Here is a 17,870-nt window from a genome sequence, read left to right as displayed (position 1 = left end):
CGGTTCAGTGCGCGCGGAACGGCGCCCGCTGGTACTGCGGCGGCGTGTAGTCGAGCTCGATCCCGAGCTCGGCCGCGGCGCGGAGCGGGAAGTGCGGGTCGCGCAGGAACTCGCGCGCCATCAGCACGACGTCGGCCTGGCCACTGGCCACGACCTCGTTCGCCTGCTCGGCGCCGACGATGAGGCCGACGGCGCCGGTCTCGACGCGCCCCTGCGTCCGGACGTGCTCGGCGAAGCGCACCTGGTAGCCGAGGCCCACGGGGATGCTCACGCCGGCGACGAGGCCGCCGGTCGAGATGTCGAACAGGTCGGCGCCGGCCTCGTGCGCCCAGGCCGCGACGGTGGCGGTGTCGTCCTCGTCCCAGCCGCCGTCGGCCCAGTCGGTGGCCGAGAAACGGACGAGCAACGGGTACTCGTCGCCGACCTCGGCCCGGACGGCCGCGACGACCTCGAGCAGGAAGCGCGCACGGTTCTCGAGCGACCCGCCGTACTGGTCGTCGCGCGAGTTGCTCAGCGGCGAGAGGAACTGGTGCAGCAGGTAGCCGTGGGCGGCGTGCAGTTCGATCAGTTCGAAGCCGGCGTCGATCGAGCGGCGCGCGGCGACGCGGAACGCCTCGACGAGGTCGCTCACCGCCTCGGTGGTCAACGCGACGGGCTCGTCGTAGCCCTCGAAGGCGACGGCCGACGGAGCGACCGTGGTCCAGCCGCCCTGCTCGGCGGGGACGGTGCCCTGCGTCTCGCTCCACGGGCGGAAGGTCGAGGCCTTGCGGCCGGCGTGCGCGAGCTGGACGCCGGGCACGGAACCCTGCGAGCGGATGAAGGACGTGATCGGGCGGAACGCCTCGACCTGGGCGTCGTTCCAGAGACCGAGGTCCTGCGGCGAGATGCGACCCTCGGGCGTGACCGACGTGGCCTCGGCGATGACCGCACCCGCGCCTCCTCGGGCGAGCGAGCCCAGGTGGACGAGATGCCAGTCGGTGGGGACGCCGTCCTCGAGCTCGGCCGAGTACTGGCACATCGGCGCGACCCAGAGGCGGTTGCGGAAGGCCTGGCCGCGCAGGGTGATGGGGTCGAAGAGGCCGACGGGGGAGTCGGAGGGGGTCGTGGGGGCGGGTGCCGTCTGTGCTGCGTTCGTCACGAGTGTGGTCATCGCCTTTCGGTGGGGAGGGTCGCGAGCCCCTCGACGAAGCGTCGGAGCGGCTCGGGCCCGGTGAACAGGTGCCCGATGATCCCGAGCGCCTGGGCGGCCTCGACGTTGTCGGACCTGTTGTCGATGAACACCGTGTCGGCGGCCGTTGTTCCGAGTTCGGCGAGGACGTGCTCGAAGATCGTGGCCGACGGCTTGAGGTCGTCGAGTTCGGCGCTGACGAAGACCTGCTCGAACAGCTCGCCGAGGGGCGAGTGGCGGAACGGCGACGCGAAGTCGAGACCGGCGTTCGAGAGGATCGCCAGTCGCGTGCCGCCGTCGGCCAGGTCGGCGATCACCTCGAGCGTGCCGGGCTCGGGCACGAACCACGACGGGAAGTCGGCGGCCCAGAGCTCGTGCACGCGGGTGCGGGTCCAGTCGGCGCCGGTGTCGGCCGCGATGGCCCGCCAGTACGCCCCGGCGCTGAGCGTGCCGCGGTCGAGGGCGTGGCGGTGGCGACCGTAGCTGGGCCAGAGCACGTCCGGGTCGACGCCCGCGAGCTCTTCGAGGCGGCGGCGCGACGCGTCGTCGGGGAACCGCGCGATCACCTCGCCGTAGTCGAAGACGACGGTGCGGCCGGGGAGTGAGATGCTCATCGACCCACCGTATCGGCGGGCGCAGGTCGGGCGGGCGCGGCTGGGTGGGCGCGGGTCGGGCGGGCGCGGCCGCGCCGGGCCGGGCGGGGCCGGGCCGGGCCGGGCCGGGCCGGGCGGGGCCGGGCGGGGCTCGGCCGACTACCGTCGGGGCGTGACCTCCGACACCCGCTTCACCGACTGGACCCCCTCCGACGCCGCCGACCAGATCGCCGTGCCGGCCGTCGACGACGACAAGTACAGCCGAGGCGTGCTCGGCGTCGTGATCGGCTCGAGCGCCTACCCGGGCGCCGCCGTGCTCGGCGTCGAGGCCGCGCTGCATACCGGCGTCGGCATGCTGCGGTACCTGGGCCCCGCCCGCGCCTCCGACTTCGTGCTGCACCGTCGGCCCGAGGCCGTGACGAGCCCGGGTCGCGTGCAGGCGTGGTTGCTCGGCTCGGGCGTGGACCCGGACCACCTCGACGACGAGACGCGCCACGGCTTCGCGACCGGGGCCTCCTCGGGGCTGCCGCTCGTGCTCGACGCCGGAGCGCTGTCGCTCCGCGAGCAGGCGACCGGGCCGGTGGTGCTGACGCCGCACTTCCGCGAGCTGGCGAAGGCTTCGGGCCGCGAGGTCGCCGACGTCGCCGCCGACCCGGCCGGTGCCGCCGAGCGCGCGGCGGGGGAGTGGGGCTGCACGGTGCTCGTCAAGGGGCACCGCACGTACGTCGCCTCGCCCGGCGGCACGCGCCTCGTCGCGGCCAGCGCGCCGACGTGGTTGGCCACCGCCGGCGCGGGCGATGCGCTCGGGGGAGTCCTGGGCGCCCTGGTCGCGACGCACGCCGACGAGATCGCCGCGGACGAGGAGGCGCTGGCCCGGTCGGCCGCGACCGCTGCGGTGCTCCACGGCCTCGCGGCGTCCCGGGCGGGTGCCGGGGGACCGTTCACCGTGCTCGGTCTGGTCGACGCCCTGCCCGCCACGATCGCGGAGCTGTTGCGCCGGGGCTGAGCCGGGCCCAGGCGCACGGCACCACGAGTTGAGCGTCGCACCGCCGACATCGGCGGTGCGGCGCTCAGGTCGTGGTGCGGCGCTCGACGTGCGAGCGCCCGGGACTCAGGAGGCGGGGGTCGCCGCCACGAGGAACTCGACCGTCCCCTGGTCTTCGACCTTGACGAAGCCGAGGCTCGGCGCGTCGACGCCGTAGTCCGAGAAGGTCACCGGGATCGACCCGCTCACCTGGACGCCGTCGCCCGACAGGGCCGCCTGCAGGGGCACCGTGACGGTCTTCGTGACGCCGTGCATGGTCAGCTCGCCGGTCGCGTCGACCTTGGCCACGTCACCGTCGGAGGGGACGGCCGCCTCGATGGGCTGGGTCAGCGTGAACGTGGCCGTGGGGTACTGGTTCACCTGCATGGCGGTGCCCCGGAAGTAGTCGTCGCGGTTGCCGCTGTCGGTCGCGATCGAGGCGACGTCGACGTCGATGGTGGCGGCCGAGATGGTCGTCCCGTCGACGGTGATCGTGCCCGAGACCTGGTCGGTCTTGCCGACGACGGTGACGTCGGTGCCGTTCAACACCTCGTCGACGCGGTAGCCGGCCGTGCTGCCGTCACCGATGCTCCAGTCGCCCGCGAGCTGGCTGGGGTCGAGCGTGCTCGACCCGGGGGTGAGGGAGGCGGTGGGCGCGGCCTCGGGTTCGCCGACGATCACGTCGCGGTAGAAGGCCGGCCCGGCGAAGGCCGCGGTGGCCCCCAGGACGACGACGACGGCTGCGGCGACGCCGAGCCCGATCTTGGTCTTCTTCTTCATGGTCTTCGTCCTTCGGAGGGGTCGGCGTGACGCGCGGCGAGTCCACGGGGCTGAACCGATGGTGACGTGTCTCCTTCGCAAGAACCTGGGAGGCGCAGGTGAAGACGGTGGGCGCCCGAGCGGGCCGAGTCGGACCGGGCCCGGGTCCAGAGCTGGCCCTGGCCCGGGGCCGGTGCCGGGGCCGGTGCCGGGGCCGGTGCCGGTCGATCCCGGTCAGTGAGCGGTGAACCGCGTGAGGAACTCCTGGGTGCGCACCTCGCGGGGGGCCGTGAAGAGCTGCGCGGGCGGACCCTGCTCGGCGATCCGGCCCCGGTCGAGGAAGACGACCCGGTCGGCGACGTCGCGGGCGAAGGCCATCTCGTGCGTCGCCATGAGGATCGTCGTGCCGACCTCCTTCAGCGTGCGCACGAGGTCGAGCACCTCGCCCACCAGCTCGGGGTCGAGGGCGCTCGTGATCTCGTCGAGCAGCAGCACGGCGGGTCGCGGAGCCAGGGCCCGGGCGATGGCGACCCGCTGCTGCTGACCGCCCGAGAGGCGGTCGGGGTAGGCGCCGGCCTTGTCGCCGAGACCCACGCGCGTGAGGACCTCGAGGGCGCGCTCGTTCGCCGCGGCCTTGGGCTGGCGCAGCACGTGGCGACTGGCCAGGGCGACGTTGTCGAGCACGGTCAGGTGCGGGAAGAGGTTGAAGTGCTGGAAGACCACGCCGATGCGGGCCCGGACGGCGTCGACGCGCACCCGGGGGTCGGTGATGTCGTCGTCGCCGAGCACGATGCGGCCGTCGTCGATCTGCTCGAGCAGGTTCACGGTGCGGAGCAGCGTCGACTTGCCCGAGCCGCTGGCGCCGATCAGCGCCACGACCTCGTCCCGCGCGACGTCCAGGTCGATGCCGTCGAGCACGACCGTGTCGCCGAAGGACTTGCGGACCCCTTCGAGGCGCAGCACCGTCTCGGGGCTGGGGCTGGGGCTGGGGCTGGGGCCGGGGCCGAGGGCTGCGGGGGTGACGGGCACCGCGCCTCCTGGGGTGGGGTCGGGGGTGGAGATGCTCAAACGACGCTGCCCGCCTGTTCGCGACGACGGAGGCGCGCCGACAGCCAGTCGGTCAGCCAGATGGTCGGCAGGGCCAGCAGCACGAACAACAGCCCGGCGAGCACGTAGGGCGTGAAGTTGGCCGCGGTCGCGGTCTCGATCTGGGCGGCGCGGACGGCGTCGACCGCTCCGAGCACAGAGATGAGACCGACGTCTTTCTGCATCGAGACGAAGTCGTTCATGAGGGCGGGCGTGACCTTGCGCAGTGCCTGCGGGAATACGACGAGGCGAAGGGTCTTGGCGTGGCTGAGGCCGAGCGACCGGGCCGCGAGGCGCTGCGACGGGTGGACGGCGTCGATGCCGGCGCGGATGACCTCGGACACGTAGGCCGAGTAGGTGAGGACCAGCGCGATCGTGCCCCAGAACTCGGCGGGCAGACGCGGGATGCCGAGCCCGAGGCCCGGCACGCCGAAACCGACGAGGTAGAGCACGATGATCAGCGGCATGCCGCGGAACAGGTCGGTGTAGCCCCGCACCAGCGCCCGGACGGGGAAGAAGACCGGACCCCGCAGGGTGCGCAGTGCCGACAGGACGGTGCTGACGACGGCCACGCCGACGGCGGCGACCAGCAGGACCCGCACGTTCAGCCAGAGGCCCTCGATCACGCGGGGCCAGGCCGACGCGAAGGTGGCCCCGTCGAGGAAGCTGAACTGCACTCGGGACCAGCCGGGCGTGCTGGTGACCGCCCACCACGCGAGGGCGGCGAAGGCGACCGTGCTGACGGCGGCGATCACCACGGAGCGGGTCGACTGTCGTCGACGGAACGCGCGCCGGTCGAGTTCGAGGTCGCTGACGGCCACCGGGCCGGCCGCGACCGTGCGAGGCGCTACGACAGCTCTTTCACGTCGTAGTCGGCCAGCCACTGCTTCTGCAGCTCGGCGAGCGTGCCGTCGGCCCGGAGGTCGTCGACGGCCTTCGTGACGTCGGCGGTCAGGGAGCTGCCGAGCGGCAGGACGATGCCGAGCTGGTCGCTCGCCCCGTCGGTGGCGGGCAGCTGGCCGAGCACGACGCCGCCCTCGACGAAGTACGTGGCCGTGGGGACGTCGAGCACGATGGCGTCGACCTGGCCGGCCTCGAGGGCCGCCTTGGCGTCGTCGTTCGAGTTGTAGGCCTGGACGCCGCCCTCGGGGTCGATGGCGTCCTCGGCGGCGGTGAAGCTCGTCGTGCCGCTCTGGGCGCCGATGGCGAGGCCCTTCAGGTCGGCGATCGAGGTGGCGTCGGCCGCGGAGGTGCCGGGCAGGGTGACGACCGCCTGGCGCGTCTCGTAGTAGGCGGGCGAGAAGTCGACGGCCTTCTTGCGCTGGTCGGTGATCGAGAACTGCTGCAGGTTGAGGTCGAAGGTCTTCGGCCCGGGGGCGATGGCCTCGTCGAACGTGGTCCGCACCCAGACCACGTCGGAGTCGTCGTAGCCCAGCTTCTCGGCGACCGCGTAGGCGACGGCGGCCTCGTAGCCCTTGCCCGAGGTCGGATCGTCGTCCTCGACCCAGGGGCCGTAGGCCGGTTCACCCGTCGCGACGGTGATCTTGCCGTCGGTGACCGGAGCGACGGCCGCCCCGTCGGCACCCGAGCCCCCGTCGGACGAGCAGGCGGCGAGCGACCCGGCCAGCACGAGGGCGGCGGCGGTCGCGACGAGTCGGAGGGAGGCGGGTCTGCGCATGAGAGGGATCGTACCGGCGACCGCGGACGTCGGCCGACGCATGACGCCCGGCGTCGGGGCCGGCGGCTAGCCTGTGGGCATGCCGACCTCCGTGCCCCCCTCGTCGGCCACCCCCGGGGCACCGATCGTCCGCGCGGCGCGGACGTCGGGCACCCGGCCCGTCGCCGTCGGCCCGACGACGTTCGTCGACCGGGCGAGGTCGTTCGTGACGTCGCCGGTCGTGCTCGGCGTCGCCTTCGTGCTCGTCCACGCCTGGCTCGTCCGGCTCAACCTCGTCGGCGGCAACCGCACCCTGGGCGACGTCGACGTCGTCTACCGCACCTGGATGCAGCAGGGCGTCGGCGGGGGCGACTGGGTGGGCGTCGACCGACCGTGGGTCTACCCGCTGCTCGCCGCGGTGCCGATGCTGCTCGCCCGCCTGGGGGGCGACTCCGGGTACGGGGCCGTGTGGCTCGTGCTGGTGTCCCTGCTGAACGCCGGCGCCTTCGTCGTGCTCGTGGCGCGGCGGCGTGCCGGGTCCGTGGTCGCCGCCTGGTGGTGGCTGGCGTTCCTCGTCGCCCTCGGGCCGATCGCCCTCGGCCGCATCGACGCCGTCACGGTCTCGATCGCGCTGGTGGGGCTATTGCTCGTCTCGACACGGCCGTCGGCGGCGTCCGCCCTGCTCACGATCGCGGCCTGGGTCAAGGTCTGGCCCGCCGCTCTCGTGGTGGTCGCCGTCCTCGCCCTGCGTCGTCGGGTCGAGGTCGTCGTGGCGGCGGCGGTGACGAGTGCGGTCGTGGTGTCCGTCTCGCTCGTGCTCGGCAGCGGGTGGAACGTGTTCGGCTTCGTCGGCCAGCAGGCCGGTCGAGGTCTCCAGGTCGAGTCGCCCGCAGCCGTGCTCTGGCTCTGGCGCGCGGCCGCGGGGGTGCCCGGCACCTTCGTCTACTACGACCGCGAGATCCTGACGTACCAGATCGCCGGCGACGGGGTCGGGTTCGCCGCGAAGGCGATGAGCCTCGTGATGGCCGCGGTCGTGCTCGGCGTCGTGCTGCTGGGCTTGCGGGCCGTGCGCCGCGGGGTGACGGCCACGCGCCTCCTGGGTCCGTTGTCGCTCGCCGTCGTCGTCGCCCTGATCGTGACCAACAAGGTCGGTTCGCCGCAGTTCGTGGCCTGGCTCGCGGTGCCCGTCGTCGTCGGGCTCGTGCTCGCACGATCGGGCGGGCCGCGGTTCGTCGTGCCGGCGGTGGCGGCCGTGGTCGTCGCGGGGCTGACCCAGGTGGTCTACCCCCTCGAGTACGACGCCCTGCTCGCCGCGCGACCCGACCTGGTGGCCGTGGTCACCGTGCGGGCCGTGCTCGAGCTCGGACTGCTGGGGTGGACGGTCGTGACGCTCTGGCGCCTGCGGCCCGCACACGCGAGGATGGACGCATGATCGTCGCGTTCTCCGTCTCGCCCAGTGGTGCCGCTCCCGAGGGCGGGCCGTCCGCCGGCTCCGAGCCCGACTCGGTCCACTCGGCCGTGGCCGCCGCCGTCGCGGTCGTGCGGGCGTCCGGGCTGCCGAACCACACCTCGTCGATGTTCACCGAGATCGAGGGCGAGTGGGACGAGGTGATGGCCGTCGTCAAGGCCGCGACCGAGGCCGTCGGCGCCTTCGGCTCGCGCGTCTCCCTCGTGCTCAAGGCCGACATCCGGCCGGGACGCACCGGCGAACTGACCGGCAAGGTCGAACGACTCGAAGCCGCACTCGGCGACGCCTGACCGCATCACGCAGGGCCGGACCACCGTCGCGTCGGTCCGGCGTGGGGAACGGGACGCCGCCGTCAGCAGGCCGTGAGGGAGTCGACCCGGGACGAGAGGGCCTGCTGGCCTCCGAGCAGGACCACGTGCTCGGTCTGGAGGACGTCGAGGTCGTGCAGGATCGATGCCGGCACGCACGTGCCCGGCACGATGAACAGTGGCGACGAGGTCCGGGCTGCGAGGGCTGCGCCCGACAGCGCGTCGGGGTAGTTGACGCCGGTGGCGAGATAGACCGTGCCGGCTTCGTCGAACGCCCCGCGTGTGGTGTGGTGGGACACCTCGTAGCGATCGGCGCCGACGATCTGCCCGCCGCGGTCGGTGCCCGACAGGGACGTGGCGATGCCGGGGGACATGGCCCGCGGGCCTCCCACGCTGATGGCTGCAGGGCTGCCCAGATCGCCCCACAGCTCGCGCGTCGCGTCGTCGGCGCGTGCCGCCCGGCCGTCCACCATCACGAGCGGGGCGTCGGCCTCCGCAGCCGCGGCACCGGCCGAGAGGGCGTCCGCGAACCCCGAACCCGAGGCCAGGTACAGCACGCGGCCCGGTGAGGTGGCCGTGGTCGCGGCAGGGGCGTCGGACGAGACGAAGGCATAGCGCGCGATGGCTCGGGACGTCGCGTACCGATCGGCGCCGCCGATCCGCACCACCGTCGAGCGCGGACCGCTCGTCGGGGTGGCCACGACGCCGAGGGCCTTCTCGACGTCCGGCGAGATCGAGACGGGACCACCGACGACGACGACCGTCTTCGGTCGCAGGCGCTTCAGCTCGGCGGCGACGACGTCGGGAACGGTGGTCGGGGTGACCAACAGGAGGGGGGCGTCGAGATGCGCCGCGGCCGGTCCGGCCGACAGCGCATCGGGGAAGCCCAGCCCGTTGGCGACGACGACCGTGCCGCCGGTCTCGGTGAACCGCGAGGACATGGCCGCAGCGACGGCGAAGCGATCGGGGCCGGAGATGCGGGTGGTGGTCTGACGAAGGGGCGGGAGGAGGACCGTTCCCACCGAGCGCGTCTCGCCGCTGGCGACACGGTAACGCGTCGCGTCGTCGCGGTTCTCCACACCGGGTGCGTAGCGGGGCGCGACGGCGGGGGCGGAGTCGTCGGTGCGGTTCAGGGGGAGGCCCGTCAACCGCACGACGTAGTCACCCGCCGGCAACCCGTGGAACGCGAACGACCCCTTCCGGATCGCCGCCCCCGTCGCGAGGTACCAACGACCTCGCGAGTCGGTCGTCCACGCTTCTGCGCTGAAGCCGACGTCGAGGGGGTCGTCCAGGACCGGGGTCACCGAACCCGTCAGGACGGCCGACTTCTCGACCTGCAGGTCGAGTCCCGCGAGCCGGGCGTCCTTGGCCACGGTCACGATCGTCGCGTCGGATTCGGCCGCGGCGCCCCCGAACCACGACGTCGAGAGGTCCGGCGCGTCGGGTGAGGGCCTGACCGAGGCGCGGATGCGGTAGCGGCCGGGGTCGACCGCGACCGAGTAGGCGCCTCTCGAGTCGGTCAGGGCCGACGAATGGTCGCCGGTGTCGACGTTGACGACCGAGATGTCGGCGTTGCCGACGGCGGCGAAGTCGTCACGACCCCCGCCGAGCCACACACGCCCCGCCAGGGCCTCCTGGACGACCAGGCGGGCGTCGACGTCGGTGACGGTCTGGCCGTCGGCCACGTCGAACCAGCGGGCTCCGGTGAGATCGTGGGCTCCACCCCAGTACTGGCTCCGGCGCGTGTCGCCGTCCTTGAACAGCACCGTGTAGCGACCGGCGGTCACGACCTCGAGGGTGTAGGCGCCCGTGGTGCGGTCGACGAACTGGGTCGAGCCCACCTCGGCTCCGTCGGGGCGGATCAACCGTGCCTCGGCGATGAAGTCGCTGCGCGAGGGATCGGTCCCCGTCAGGTGCCCGGTCACGTACCCCGTCGTCGCTGCGTGCGCCGGAGGGGGAACCGCCAGGCCGACCAGCGTGGAGACCAACACGAGCGCGACGACCGTCAGGGCCCCGACGAGGGTCCGCGTGGGAGGCCGGATCGGGTCGCCGGAGCCCCCGAGCCCTCGGAGGGTGGCGGCGGGGGAGGAGCCGGGTGTGGACATGCGAGAACCCATCGGGAAGGAACGGAACGCTCGAATCTAGCGGCACGGAGCGGCTCGACGCCAGATCGCTGGATGCGGGTGTTTCGCCGGACGGGTCGGAGTCCCGGCGGACGGTTGGCAACCGCCGGTCGAATCGATACGATCAGGAGGGAGGCGCGACGTGTCGCTCCTCCGCAGATGCCCTGCTCGATGACGAGCGAAGGTCGTTCCTCCCTTCTCCTCTGGCTCTTCTCGATCCGCAAAGGCCCGCTCGTGACCCACCTCTCCCGCCGTCGTCGCACGGCCGCCTTGATCGCCCTCGCCCTCGGCGGGTTCGGAATCGGCTCGACCGAGTTCGTGGCCATGGGCCTCCTGCCGAACATGGCGGGCGACCTGCTGCCCGATCTCTACTCGCGGTCGGCCGACGCCGGCATCGCCCAGGCCGGCTGGTTGATCAGCGCCTACGCCCTCGGCGTCGTCGTCGGGGCCCCGACCATCGCCGCGATGTCGTCGCACTTCCCGAAGAAGAAGTTGCTCCTGGCGCTCCTCGCCGCCTTCACGGTCGGCACAGTCGCGTCGGCCCTGCTGCCGTCGTTCGGCTGGGTGCTGGCCGCACGCTTCGCCGCGGGTCTGCCGCACGGCGCGTACTTCGGCATCGCATCCATCGTCGCCGCGTCGATCATGGGGCCGGGCAACCGGGGCAAGGGCGTCGCGCTCGTCCTCAGCGGCCTGACGATCGCGAACGTCATCGGCGTGCCCTCGATCACCTGGCTCGGCCAGCAAGCCGGGTGGCGCGTCGCCTACCTCGCCGTGGCCCTCATCTTCGCCCTGACCTTCGCCGCCGTCGCCCTCGCCGTGCCGCACCAGGACGGCGACGCGTCCGCCTCGATGAAGCGCGAGCTGCGGGCGTTCAAGCAGCCCCAGGTGTGGCTCGTGATGGGCATCGGCGCCATCGGCTTCGGCGGGTTCTTCGCGGTCTACAGCTACATCGCCAACGCCGTCACCGAGGGCGCGGGCGTCTCCCAGGGCGTCGTGCCCTGGGTGCTCGTCACGGTCGGCGTCGGCATGACCATCGGGAACCTGCTCGGCGGCTGGCTGGCCGACCGGTCGCTCAAGCTCGCCATGTACCTCGGCTTCGTCGGCCTCATCGCCGCGCTCTCGGCATACGCGCTCACGTCGAGTTCGATCGTCGGCATCTTCGTCAGCACGTTCTTCGTCGGCCTCGTCGGCTCGAGCGTCGGCCCGTCGGTGCAGTCCCGCCTGATGGAGGTCGCGGGCGAGAGCCAGGTCATCGGAGCCGCCCTGAACCACTCGGCCATGAACCTCGGCAACAGCTTCGGCGCGTACCTCGGCGGCGCGGTCATCGCGGCGGGCCTCGGCTTCTCGGCACCCGGGTGGGTCGGCGTCGTGCTCGCCCTGGCCGGGGTCGTCCTGACCATGATCAGCTTCGGCATGCAGCGAGTCGACGACCGGCGCGGAGCGGCACGGGTCACGGCCGCCGAACGCGAGTCGGTCTCGGCCTAGCCTCCCTCGCCCCGCCGATGCGGGACGACGGGTCCCGAGGAGGCGCGGGTCGGGCAGACGACGAACGGCCCGGTTCCGAGGAGGCGCGGGTCACGCAGACGACGAACGGCCCGGCCCCCGAGGGGGTCGGGCCGTTCTCCGCGTGGGGCCGGGCGTCAGAAGCTGGTCTGGGCCGGCGTGTCGGTCTGGAGCAGGATGCCGTCCTGGATGGCGCGCTTCCGGAGGGCGACCTTGGTGCCCACGTCGTAGCCGGCGACACGGTACTTCTCGCGGATGCGCTTGAGGTAGCTCTTGGCGGTCTCTTCGCTGATGCCGAGCTGGTAGGCGACGGCCTTGACCGGCTCGCCACCGCCGTAGAGAGCCATGACGCGGCGTTCCTGCGCGCTGAGCTTCGGTACGCCACCCACCTCGGCGGCGTTGAGGGCCAGGTCGAGTTCGGCCGAGATGTACGACTCTCCCTTGGCGGCCGAGCGGATCGCCTCGACGATCATCTCGGCGTCCTCGCTCTTGACGAGGTACCCCAGGGCGCCGGCGGCGAGGGCCTCGCGCACCACGTTCGGCTCGGAGTAGGTGCTCATCAGCACGGTCTTGACGCCCGTCGTCTTGAGCGTGTTGATCTTGAGCGAGATCGGGATGTTGTCCTTCAGGTCGAGGTCGAGCAGCACGACGTCGACCGGGAACTCGGGGTGCGTGAGCAGCTCGGGCCAGGACGCGACGGCGGCGACCATCGAGATGTCGCTCGCGGCACCACGGATCCACTCGCTGAGGGCGCCCAGGAGCATCTTGTGGTCGTCTACGAGGGCGAGGCGGATGCGGTCGTCGTGGTCTGACACGTCGGGACCTTCTTTCAGGACGGAGTGGGGTTCATGCTACGGGCGGGGGTGGTGATGGGGCCGGGCCACGCGGGGCGCTCGGCGGGTCAGGCCTCGGCGGGGTTGTCGACGATGCAGTTGACCGAGATCTTGACGCTCGACTCGTGGGTCGAGACGACGTACTCACCGGCGCGCTCGAGGGCGTTCCAGGTGGCGGGCGTGACCCGGTTGCGGCGGATGCCCGTGGTCGAGAGCACGACGGGCACGCAGACGCTGCGGCCGGCGAAGGACTGGGACGCGGCGGTCACGGGGCCGAGGGTCAGCTGGATCGTCGTGCCCGGTGCACGGCTCTTCGAGTCGCCGAGCAGCAACCAGACGCCCTGGAGCAGTCCGTCGCGCTGTGCCGGGGCGAGCAGGCCGGCGAGCGACGACGGGTCGACCAGCGCGACCGACCGGCCGAGGTACTCGGACTCGGTGACGGCGTGGTGCAGCCAGGTCTCGCGCCGGCCCTCGATGAGGTGCAGGCGCAGCTCGGTGGCGAGCGACGCGGCCTGCGACGCGACCTTGGGCGACAGGGGCAGGGGCACGTCGCCGTTCGCGACGCCGTCGAGCAGCTTCTCGGCCGCGAGGTCGAGTCGCGCCAGTTCGTCGCTGGCGAGCATGCCCACCGCGAAACGGGGCTGTGACACGTTGCTCTGCACGAGTACCCGGTCGAGTTCGACCTGCACCATGCGACGGAAGCGGTGCACCGCGAAGGTGGCGATGGCGCTCGGCAGGACGGCCAGGGCCACGACGGTGATCTGCTGCGGGCCCGAGTCGCTGGTCACGGGGGTCGAGAGCGCCACCATGACGACGAACGCCACGAAGAGCAGGGCGGTGGCCGTGACGACCTCTCGCACGGGCCTGAGGGTGACGATGGGCAGCAGGCCGAAGCCGACGGCGACGCTCGACGTGGCATAGGCGCCCACGTCGTGCAGCGGCCAGATGGCGACGAAGTCCAGCGTGACGACGACGGCGAGGACGACCCCGATGACGGCGAACACGCCCGTGGTCAGCCGCTCGCCCCGGACGGTCACGAGCACGGCCGTGCCGATGAAGGTGGCCACGTAGAGCAGCCACGAGATCAGGACGGGGGCGACGTCGGGATAGGCCGAGAGGTGGCTGAGGAAGAAGGCGAGGCCGTACACGGCCTGGAGCGCGGCGACCACGGCCGCGCCGACGCCCAGGTACCCGGTGCCGAGGGTGGCACCGGCCGCACGGGCCTGGCGCAGCGATCGCGCTCCGGTCGAACTGATCGGCAGGCCGCGAGCGGCTCGGCGGCCCCGGACGATCCCGAAGGTGTTCTCGTCGACGCTCATCGCGGTGCCTCCAGGACGACGGTGGTGCCCGACCCGGGCGACGAGAACAGACGGGCACTGCCGCCGACCTCGTGCAGCCGGCCGACGACGGACTCCTTGAAGCCCAGGCGCTCTTCGCTGATGCCGGCGAGGTCGAACCCGACGCCCGCATCCGTGACCATGGCACGGACCATCGAGTCGTCGTGGATGATCGTGACGTGGGCCTCGGTCACGCCGGCGTGACGTCGCACGTTCTCGAGGCACTCCGCGAGGGCCAGCAGGAACGCGTCGAGCACGTGGGTGGGCAGCAGGACCTGGCCGGTGCCGTGCCAGCTCACCTCGAGGCCCATGCGGCCGAAGCGCTGCTTGACCGACTCGAGGGTCTGACCGAGCGGGGACTCCTCGACCGTCTCGAGGCTGTAGTCGCCCGACGCCTGCGGCTGCGGCGTGCCGCCGAGACGGAGGTGGCGCAGCAGGCGTGCGTCCTCGGCCGCCTGGTCCTGGAGCGCCTGGGGCGTGACGCCGAACCCCGAGTGGGCGAGCAGGGTCAGCGTGGCCAGCACGGTGTCGTGTAGCAGGCGGGCACCCTGCCGCCGCTGGGCCTCGGTCTCGCTGGCCTGACGTTCGGCCCGGTGGGCGTTGCCGATGCTGTAGATGCGGCGTGCCGCCAGGGGCACGGCGCGTCCGAGCCAGAGGCCCGTGACGAAGCAGGACACCCAGCCGAGCAGCACGGCCGCGACCGGGAAGGTGAACGGCGAGCCGGTCGCCAGGGCCACCAGGGTCAGTTCGACGACGAAGGCCACGACCGCCGTGGTCAGCCGTGGGCGACTGGACGAGAGCATGAGGCTGAAGGCGGCGGTCGCACCACCGGCCAGGGGGATGATCGCGGTGGCGAGCGGACCGTCGTCGGGGCCACCGGCGGGCAACAGGGCGACCACGGTCGCCGCGATTCCCGAGGCCAGCCCGACCGGGACCCAGACGCGGGCGCGCGGCCCGGTGACGAAGAGCAGCGACACGACGAGCAGAGCGGCGAGCGGGGCGATCGCCGCGAGGTGCAGGGGGTCGGTCACGCCGGGGATCGCCAGGGCCACGACCGAGACTGCCGCGCAGGCGAGCCCCAGGGTGCGGGTCGTGCTGCTGAGCAGACGATCGCGCTCTTGGGCGAAGATGTCCATGATTCGTGAGTGGCTTCCGACGGTGGCGTCACGGCTGCCGGGTGGCTGGCGACTCCTCATGTTTTCACACCCAGCCCCCTCTCAGGGGGTCGTGCACGGCCCGAAACGCCGATTGTCGGGGTAACGATCCGGTCGCGATGCGGAACTGTACCCCGTGGTGTCCACCGAACTGGGGTCAGTCGAGCAGACGGCGCAGCTGGGCGCCCACCGCGTCGCCTTCGATGAGGAATCCGTCGTGCCCGTAGGGGCTCTCGACCACGGCCACGCCGTCGCCGTCCAGGCCGTGCCGCAGGTGTCGTGCGATGACCCGCTGGTCGGACACGGGGAAGAGCCGGTCGCTGTCGACGCCGAGCACCAGCGTCGGAGCCGTGATGCGGTTCAGCGCCGCCGCCACGCCGCCCCGGTCCCGCCCGACGTCGTGCGAGTTCATGGCACCGAGCAGGGTCACGTAGCTGCCCGCGTCGAAGCGGCGGGTGAACTTGTTGCCGTGGAAGTCGAGGTAGCTCTCGACCTGGAACCGTCCCGGACCGCCCAACGGTGAGATCTCGCTCTGCCAGCTGCGACCGAAGCGGGCGTTCAGTTCGTCGGGCGAGCGGTAGTTGAGCAGGGCCATCCGCCGGGCGAGGGCGAGGCCGCGGTACGGGCCGTCGACGGCGTCGTAGTAGTCGCCACCGTCGAAGGCGGCGTCCATCCGGATGGCCTCGTACTGCACCGTGTTCAGGGCGATCTGGTCGGCGCTCACGACCGGCGGTGCGGCCAGCACCGCGAGCCGGGCGACGCGAGAGGGGTGCGTGATCGCCCACTCGAGGGCGTGCATGCCTCCCATCGACCCGCCGACGACCGCGGCCCACCGCTCGATGCCGAGGTGGTCGGCCAACGCCGCCTGGGCGGCGACCTGGTCCCGGATCGTCAGGTGCGGGAACCTCGAACCCCACTCGACGGCGTCCGGCGCGAAGGACGAGGGGCCGGTGCTGCCCTGGCAGCCCCCGAGCACGTTCGGCGCGACGACGAACCAGCGGTCGGTGTCGATCGCGAGCCCCGGGCCGACGACGCCGTTCCACCAGCCCGCCGTGGGGTGGCCGGGGCCGGCCGCGCCGACGACGTGGCTGTCGCCGGTGAGGGCGTGCGAGACGAGCACGGCGTTGCTCCGCCCGGCGTCGAGTTCGCCCCAGGTCTCGACGGCGAGCCGCGGTCGGGGCAGCGTGACGCCGCTCTCGAGCACGAGCTCGTCCAGGGTCACGAACGACCGTCCGCCGGGGTCGTCGCCGTCGCGCCAGGCTCCGGTGACCGGCGGCCGGCCGAGCATCGCCAGGCGCGTGCGCTCGCTGATGACGCTCGACGGGACGGTGTCCTCGGGTGTGCTCTGCCAGTCCATGTGACGTCCATCCTGGACGAGCCGAGGAGGCGCGGTGCGTTTGTTACGCACACCGCGCCTCCTCGAGTCCACCGCGCAAGCCCCCACCGGCCCCCGCCCGTCCTAGCTGCTGCGGAGCGCCTCCCGGGTGACGGCGCGCGCCGCCGCGAAGCCCGCGTCGAGGTCGGCCTTCAGGTCGTCGACGTTCTCGAGGCCGACCGAGAGGCGGACGAGCCCCGGCGTGACGCCGGTCGTGAGCTGCTGCTCGGGGGTGAGCTGCGAGTGCGTCGTCGAGGCGGGGTGGATCACGAGGCTGCGCACGTCGCCGATGTTCGCGAGGTGGCTGAAGAGCTCGAGGGCGTCGACGAGCGCTCGGCCGGCGTCGACGCCTCCCTTGAGCTCGAAGGACAGCACGGCCCCGACGCCCTTGGGTGCGTACTTGTTCGCCGCCGCGTACCAGGGGCTCGTCGGCAGGCCCGCGTAGTACACCGCGGCGACGTCGTCGCGGGCGTCGAGCCACTCCGCCACCTCTTGCGCGTTCTGGACGTGTCGCTCGATCCGCAGGCTGAGCGTCTCGATGCCCTGGATCAACGAGAAGGCCGTGTCCGGGCTGTTGGACGCCCCGAGGTCGCGCAGCAGCTGCACGCGCGCCTTGATGACGTAGGCGAGAGCGTCGCCGACGGCCTGCGTGTAGACGGCCCCGTGGTACGACGGGTCGGGCTGCGTCAGACCGGGGAAGCGCTCCGCGTGGGACGACCACGGGAAGGTCCCGCCGTCGACGATGAAGCCGCCGATGACGGTGCCGTGCCCGCCGAGGAACTTCGTCGCCGAGTGGACGACGATGTCGGCCCCGTGCTCGAGCGGCCTGATCAGGTACGGCGTCGCGATCGTGTTGTCCACGATCAGCGGGACGCCCTCGGCGTGTGCCACCCCGGACACCTTCTCGAGGTCGAGGATGTTGATCTTCGGGTTGCCGATCGTCTCGGCGAAGAACAGCTTCGTGTTCGGACGCACGGCGCGGCGCCACTCGTCGGCGTCGTCCTGGTTCTCGACGAACGTCGTCTCGATGCCGAGCTTCGCGAGCGTGTACTTGAAGAGGTTGTACGTGCCGCCGTAGATCGACGACGACGACACGATGTGGTCGCCCGCCTCGGCGATGTTCAGCACGGCGAAGGTCGACGCGGCCTGGCCCGACGACACCAGCAGGGCACCCGTCCCGCCCTCGAGCGCGGCGATGCGCTTCTCCACGACGTCGTGGGTGGGGTTCATGATGCGCGAGTAGATGTTGCCGTTCTCGGCGAGGGCGAAGAGGTCCTGCGCGTGTTGCGCGTCCCGGAAGACGTACGACGTCGTCTTGTAGATCGGCGTGGCGCGGGCATGGGTCGTCGGGTCGGGCTGGGCCCCGGCGTGGATCTGCTGCGTCTCGAACTTCCAGGCGGGCTGGGCGTCGGTCATGGTGTGCTCCTGCGGTCGGGGTGCGTGGGCCGGGGTCGTCGGCGGGGGTCTGCGGTGACAGCCACG

Annotated in this window: 16 protein-coding genes; 4 read left to right on the top strand and 12 right to left on the bottom strand. The window is 72.4% G+C overall.

Features of this window, described 5'->3' with window-relative positions; genetic code table 11:
• Nucleotides 1-4: 4 nt before the first annotated feature.
• Both OVA02_RS13295 and OVA02_RS13290 read right to left on the bottom strand, forming a co-directional pair.
• A complete protein-coding gene (locus OVA02_RS13295) occupies nt 5-1,150 on the bottom strand; it encodes an NADH:flavin oxidoreductase/NADH oxidase (protein WP_267658665.1) in 1,146 nt (381 codons plus the stop codon).
• Nucleotides 1,147-1,782 carry an HAD family hydrolase gene (locus OVA02_RS13290; RefSeq protein ID WP_123570291.1) on the bottom strand — a complete coding sequence of 212 codons (636 nt, stop codon included), beginning with the start codon at nt 1,780-1,782 and terminating at the stop codon, nt 1,147-1,149. The genes OVA02_RS13295 and OVA02_RS13290 overlap by 4 nt, the downstream gene beginning before the upstream one ends.
• 151 nt (nt 1,783-1,933) lie before the next feature.
• Here OVA02_RS13290 and OVA02_RS13285 point away from each other — a divergent pair, with 151 nt between their 5' ends.
• Entirely contained in the window at nt 1,934-2,767 is an 834-nt protein-coding gene (locus tag OVA02_RS13285) for an ADP-dependent NAD(P)H-hydrate dehydratase (RefSeq protein WP_267658664.1), read from the top strand.
• Nucleotides 2,768-2,872: 105 nt separating this feature from the next.
• Here the strand turns inward: OVA02_RS13285 and OVA02_RS13280 are convergent, their stop codons facing one another.
• The 4 genes from OVA02_RS13280 to OVA02_RS13265 all read right to left on the bottom strand — a co-directional run bounded on the left by OVA02_RS13280 (nt 2,873) and on the right by OVA02_RS13265 (nt 6,308).
• Nucleotides 2,873-3,565 carry a YceI family protein gene (locus OVA02_RS13280; RefSeq protein ID WP_267658663.1) on the bottom strand — a complete coding sequence of 231 codons (693 nt, stop codon included), beginning with the start codon at nt 3,563-3,565 and terminating at the stop codon, nt 2,873-2,875.
• Between the two features lie 213 nt (nt 3,566-3,778).
• Nucleotides 3,779-4,507, bottom strand: a complete 729-nt coding sequence (locus tag OVA02_RS13275) for an amino acid ABC transporter ATP-binding protein (RefSeq protein ID WP_056046034.1) — start codon at nt 4,505-4,507, stop codon at nt 3,779-3,781.
• Nucleotides 4,508-4,608: 101 nt separating this feature from the next.
• Complete coding sequence (locus tag OVA02_RS13270) at nt 4,609-5,451, bottom strand: amino acid ABC transporter permease (RefSeq protein WP_056046032.1); 843 nt, start codon at nt 5,449-5,451, stop codon at nt 4,609-4,611.
• Between the two features lie 26 nt (nt 5,452-5,477).
• Nucleotides 5,478-6,308, bottom strand: a complete 831-nt coding sequence (locus tag OVA02_RS13265; protein WP_056047620.1) for a transporter substrate-binding domain-containing protein — start codon at nt 6,306-6,308, stop codon at nt 5,478-5,480.
• Between the two features lie 79 nt (nt 6,309-6,387).
• Here OVA02_RS13265 and OVA02_RS13260 point away from each other — a divergent pair, with 79 nt between their 5' ends.
• Nucleotides 6,388-7,719, top strand: a complete 1,332-nt coding sequence (locus OVA02_RS13260; RefSeq protein WP_082460396.1) for a glycosyltransferase 87 family protein — start codon at nt 6,388-6,390, stop codon at nt 7,717-7,719.
• Nucleotides 7,716-8,045, top strand: a complete 330-nt coding sequence (locus OVA02_RS13255; protein ID WP_056046030.1) for a thiamine-binding protein — start codon at nt 7,716-7,718, stop codon at nt 8,043-8,045. Before OVA02_RS13260 ends, OVA02_RS13255 begins: the two co-directional genes overlap by 4 nt.
• 62 nt (nt 8,046-8,107) lie before the next feature.
• Here the strand turns inward: OVA02_RS13255 and OVA02_RS13250 are convergent, their stop codons facing one another.
• The gene (locus OVA02_RS13250) at nt 8,108-10,168 is read right to left on the bottom strand and encodes a cell wall-binding repeat-containing protein (RefSeq protein ID WP_056046028.1); all 2,061 of its coding nucleotides are present in this window, start codon (nt 10,166-10,168) and stop codon (nt 8,108-8,110) included.
• Between the two features lie 252 nt (nt 10,169-10,420).
• On the opposite strand from OVA02_RS13250, the gene OVA02_RS13245 reads away from it, so the two are divergent.
• Nucleotides 10,421-11,671: an MFS transporter gene (locus OVA02_RS13245; protein ID WP_267658662.1), complete on the top strand. Its 1,251-nt coding sequence runs from the start codon at nt 10,421-10,423 to the stop codon at nt 11,669-11,671.
• Nucleotides 11,672-11,826: 155 nt separating this feature from the next.
• On the opposite strand, the gene OVA02_RS13240 is transcribed toward OVA02_RS13245, so the two are convergent.
• The 5 genes from OVA02_RS13240 to OVA02_RS13220 form a co-directional block, all read right to left on the bottom strand.
• Nucleotides 11,827-12,504: a response regulator transcription factor gene (locus tag OVA02_RS13240; RefSeq protein WP_043593728.1), complete on the bottom strand. Its 678-nt coding sequence runs from the start codon at nt 12,502-12,504 to the stop codon at nt 11,827-11,829.
• An 86-nt stretch (nt 12,505-12,590) separates the two neighbouring features.
• On the bottom strand, nt 12,591-13,841 hold the full coding sequence (locus OVA02_RS13235) for a hypothetical protein (RefSeq protein WP_056046027.1): 1,251 nt from the start codon (nt 13,839-13,841) through the stop codon (nt 12,591-12,593).
• Nucleotides 13,838-14,995 (bottom strand): sensor histidine kinase, encoded by a 1,158-nt coding sequence (locus OVA02_RS13230; RefSeq protein ID WP_056046025.1) that lies wholly within the window; start codon nt 14,993-14,995, stop codon nt 13,838-13,840. The genes OVA02_RS13235 and OVA02_RS13230 overlap by 4 nt, the downstream gene beginning before the upstream one ends.
• A gap of 175 nt (nt 14,996-15,170) precedes the next feature.
• Nucleotides 15,171-16,370, bottom strand: a complete 1,200-nt coding sequence (metX, locus tag OVA02_RS13225; protein ID WP_267659709.1) for a homoserine O-acetyltransferase MetX — start codon at nt 16,368-16,370, stop codon at nt 15,171-15,173.
• A gap of 102 nt (nt 16,371-16,472) precedes the next feature.
• Nucleotides 16,473-17,804, bottom strand: coding sequence for a bifunctional o-acetylhomoserine/o-acetylserine sulfhydrylase (locus OVA02_RS13220; protein WP_159825286.1), 1,332 nt, complete (start codon nt 17,802-17,804; stop codon nt 16,473-16,475).
• Between the last annotated feature and the right edge of the window lie 66 nt (nt 17,805-17,870).

The sequence above is a fragment of the Frigoribacterium sp. SL97 genome (genome assembly GCF_026625765.1).
In the GTDB taxonomy this organism is placed as follows: domain Bacteria; phylum Actinomycetota; class Actinomycetes; order Actinomycetales; family Microbacteriaceae; genus Frigoribacterium.
Note: the sequence above shows the minus strand (reverse complement) of the source record. Positions and strands in the feature narration are given on the sequence as shown.

Coding starts and splice junctions, on each gene's coding strand:
- OVA02_RS13295 (WP_267658665.1), bottom strand. CDS start 1,150: ATGACCACACTCGTGACGAACGCAGCACAGACGGCACCCGCCCCCACG.
- OVA02_RS13290 (WP_123570291.1), bottom strand. CDS start 1,782: ATGAGCATCTCACTCCCCGGCCGCACCGTCGTCTTCGACTACGGCGAG.
- OVA02_RS13280 (WP_267658663.1), bottom strand. CDS start 3,565: ATGAAGAAGAAGACCAAGATCGGGCTCGGCGTCGCCGCAGCCGTCGTC.
- OVA02_RS13265 (WP_056047620.1), bottom strand. CDS start 6,308: ATGCGCAGACCCGCCTCCCTCCGACTCGTCGCGACCGCCGCCGCCCTC.
- OVA02_RS13260 (WP_082460396.1), top strand. CDS start 6,388: ATGCCGACCTCCGTGCCCCCCTCGTCGGCCACCCCCGGGGCACCGATC.
- OVA02_RS13255 (WP_056046030.1), top strand. CDS start 7,716: ATGATCGTCGCGTTCTCCGTCTCGCCCAGTGGTGCCGCTCCCGAGGGC.
- OVA02_RS13250 (WP_056046028.1), bottom strand. CDS start 10,168: ATGTCCACACCCGGCTCCTCCCCCGCCGCCACCCTCCGAGGGCTCGGG.
- OVA02_RS13235 (WP_056046027.1), bottom strand. CDS start 13,841: ATGAGCGTCGACGAGAACACCTTCGGGATCGTCCGGGGCCGCCGAGCC.
- OVA02_RS13230 (WP_056046025.1), bottom strand. CDS start 14,995: ATGGACATCTTCGCCCAAGAGCGCGATCGTCTGCTCAGCAGCACGACC.
- metX (WP_267659709.1), bottom strand. CDS start 16,370: ATGGACTGGCAGAGCACACCCGAGGACACCGTCCCGTCGAGCGTCATC.
- OVA02_RS13220 (WP_159825286.1), bottom strand. CDS start 17,804: ATGACCGACGCCCAGCCCGCCTGGAAGTTCGAGACGCAGCAGATCCAC.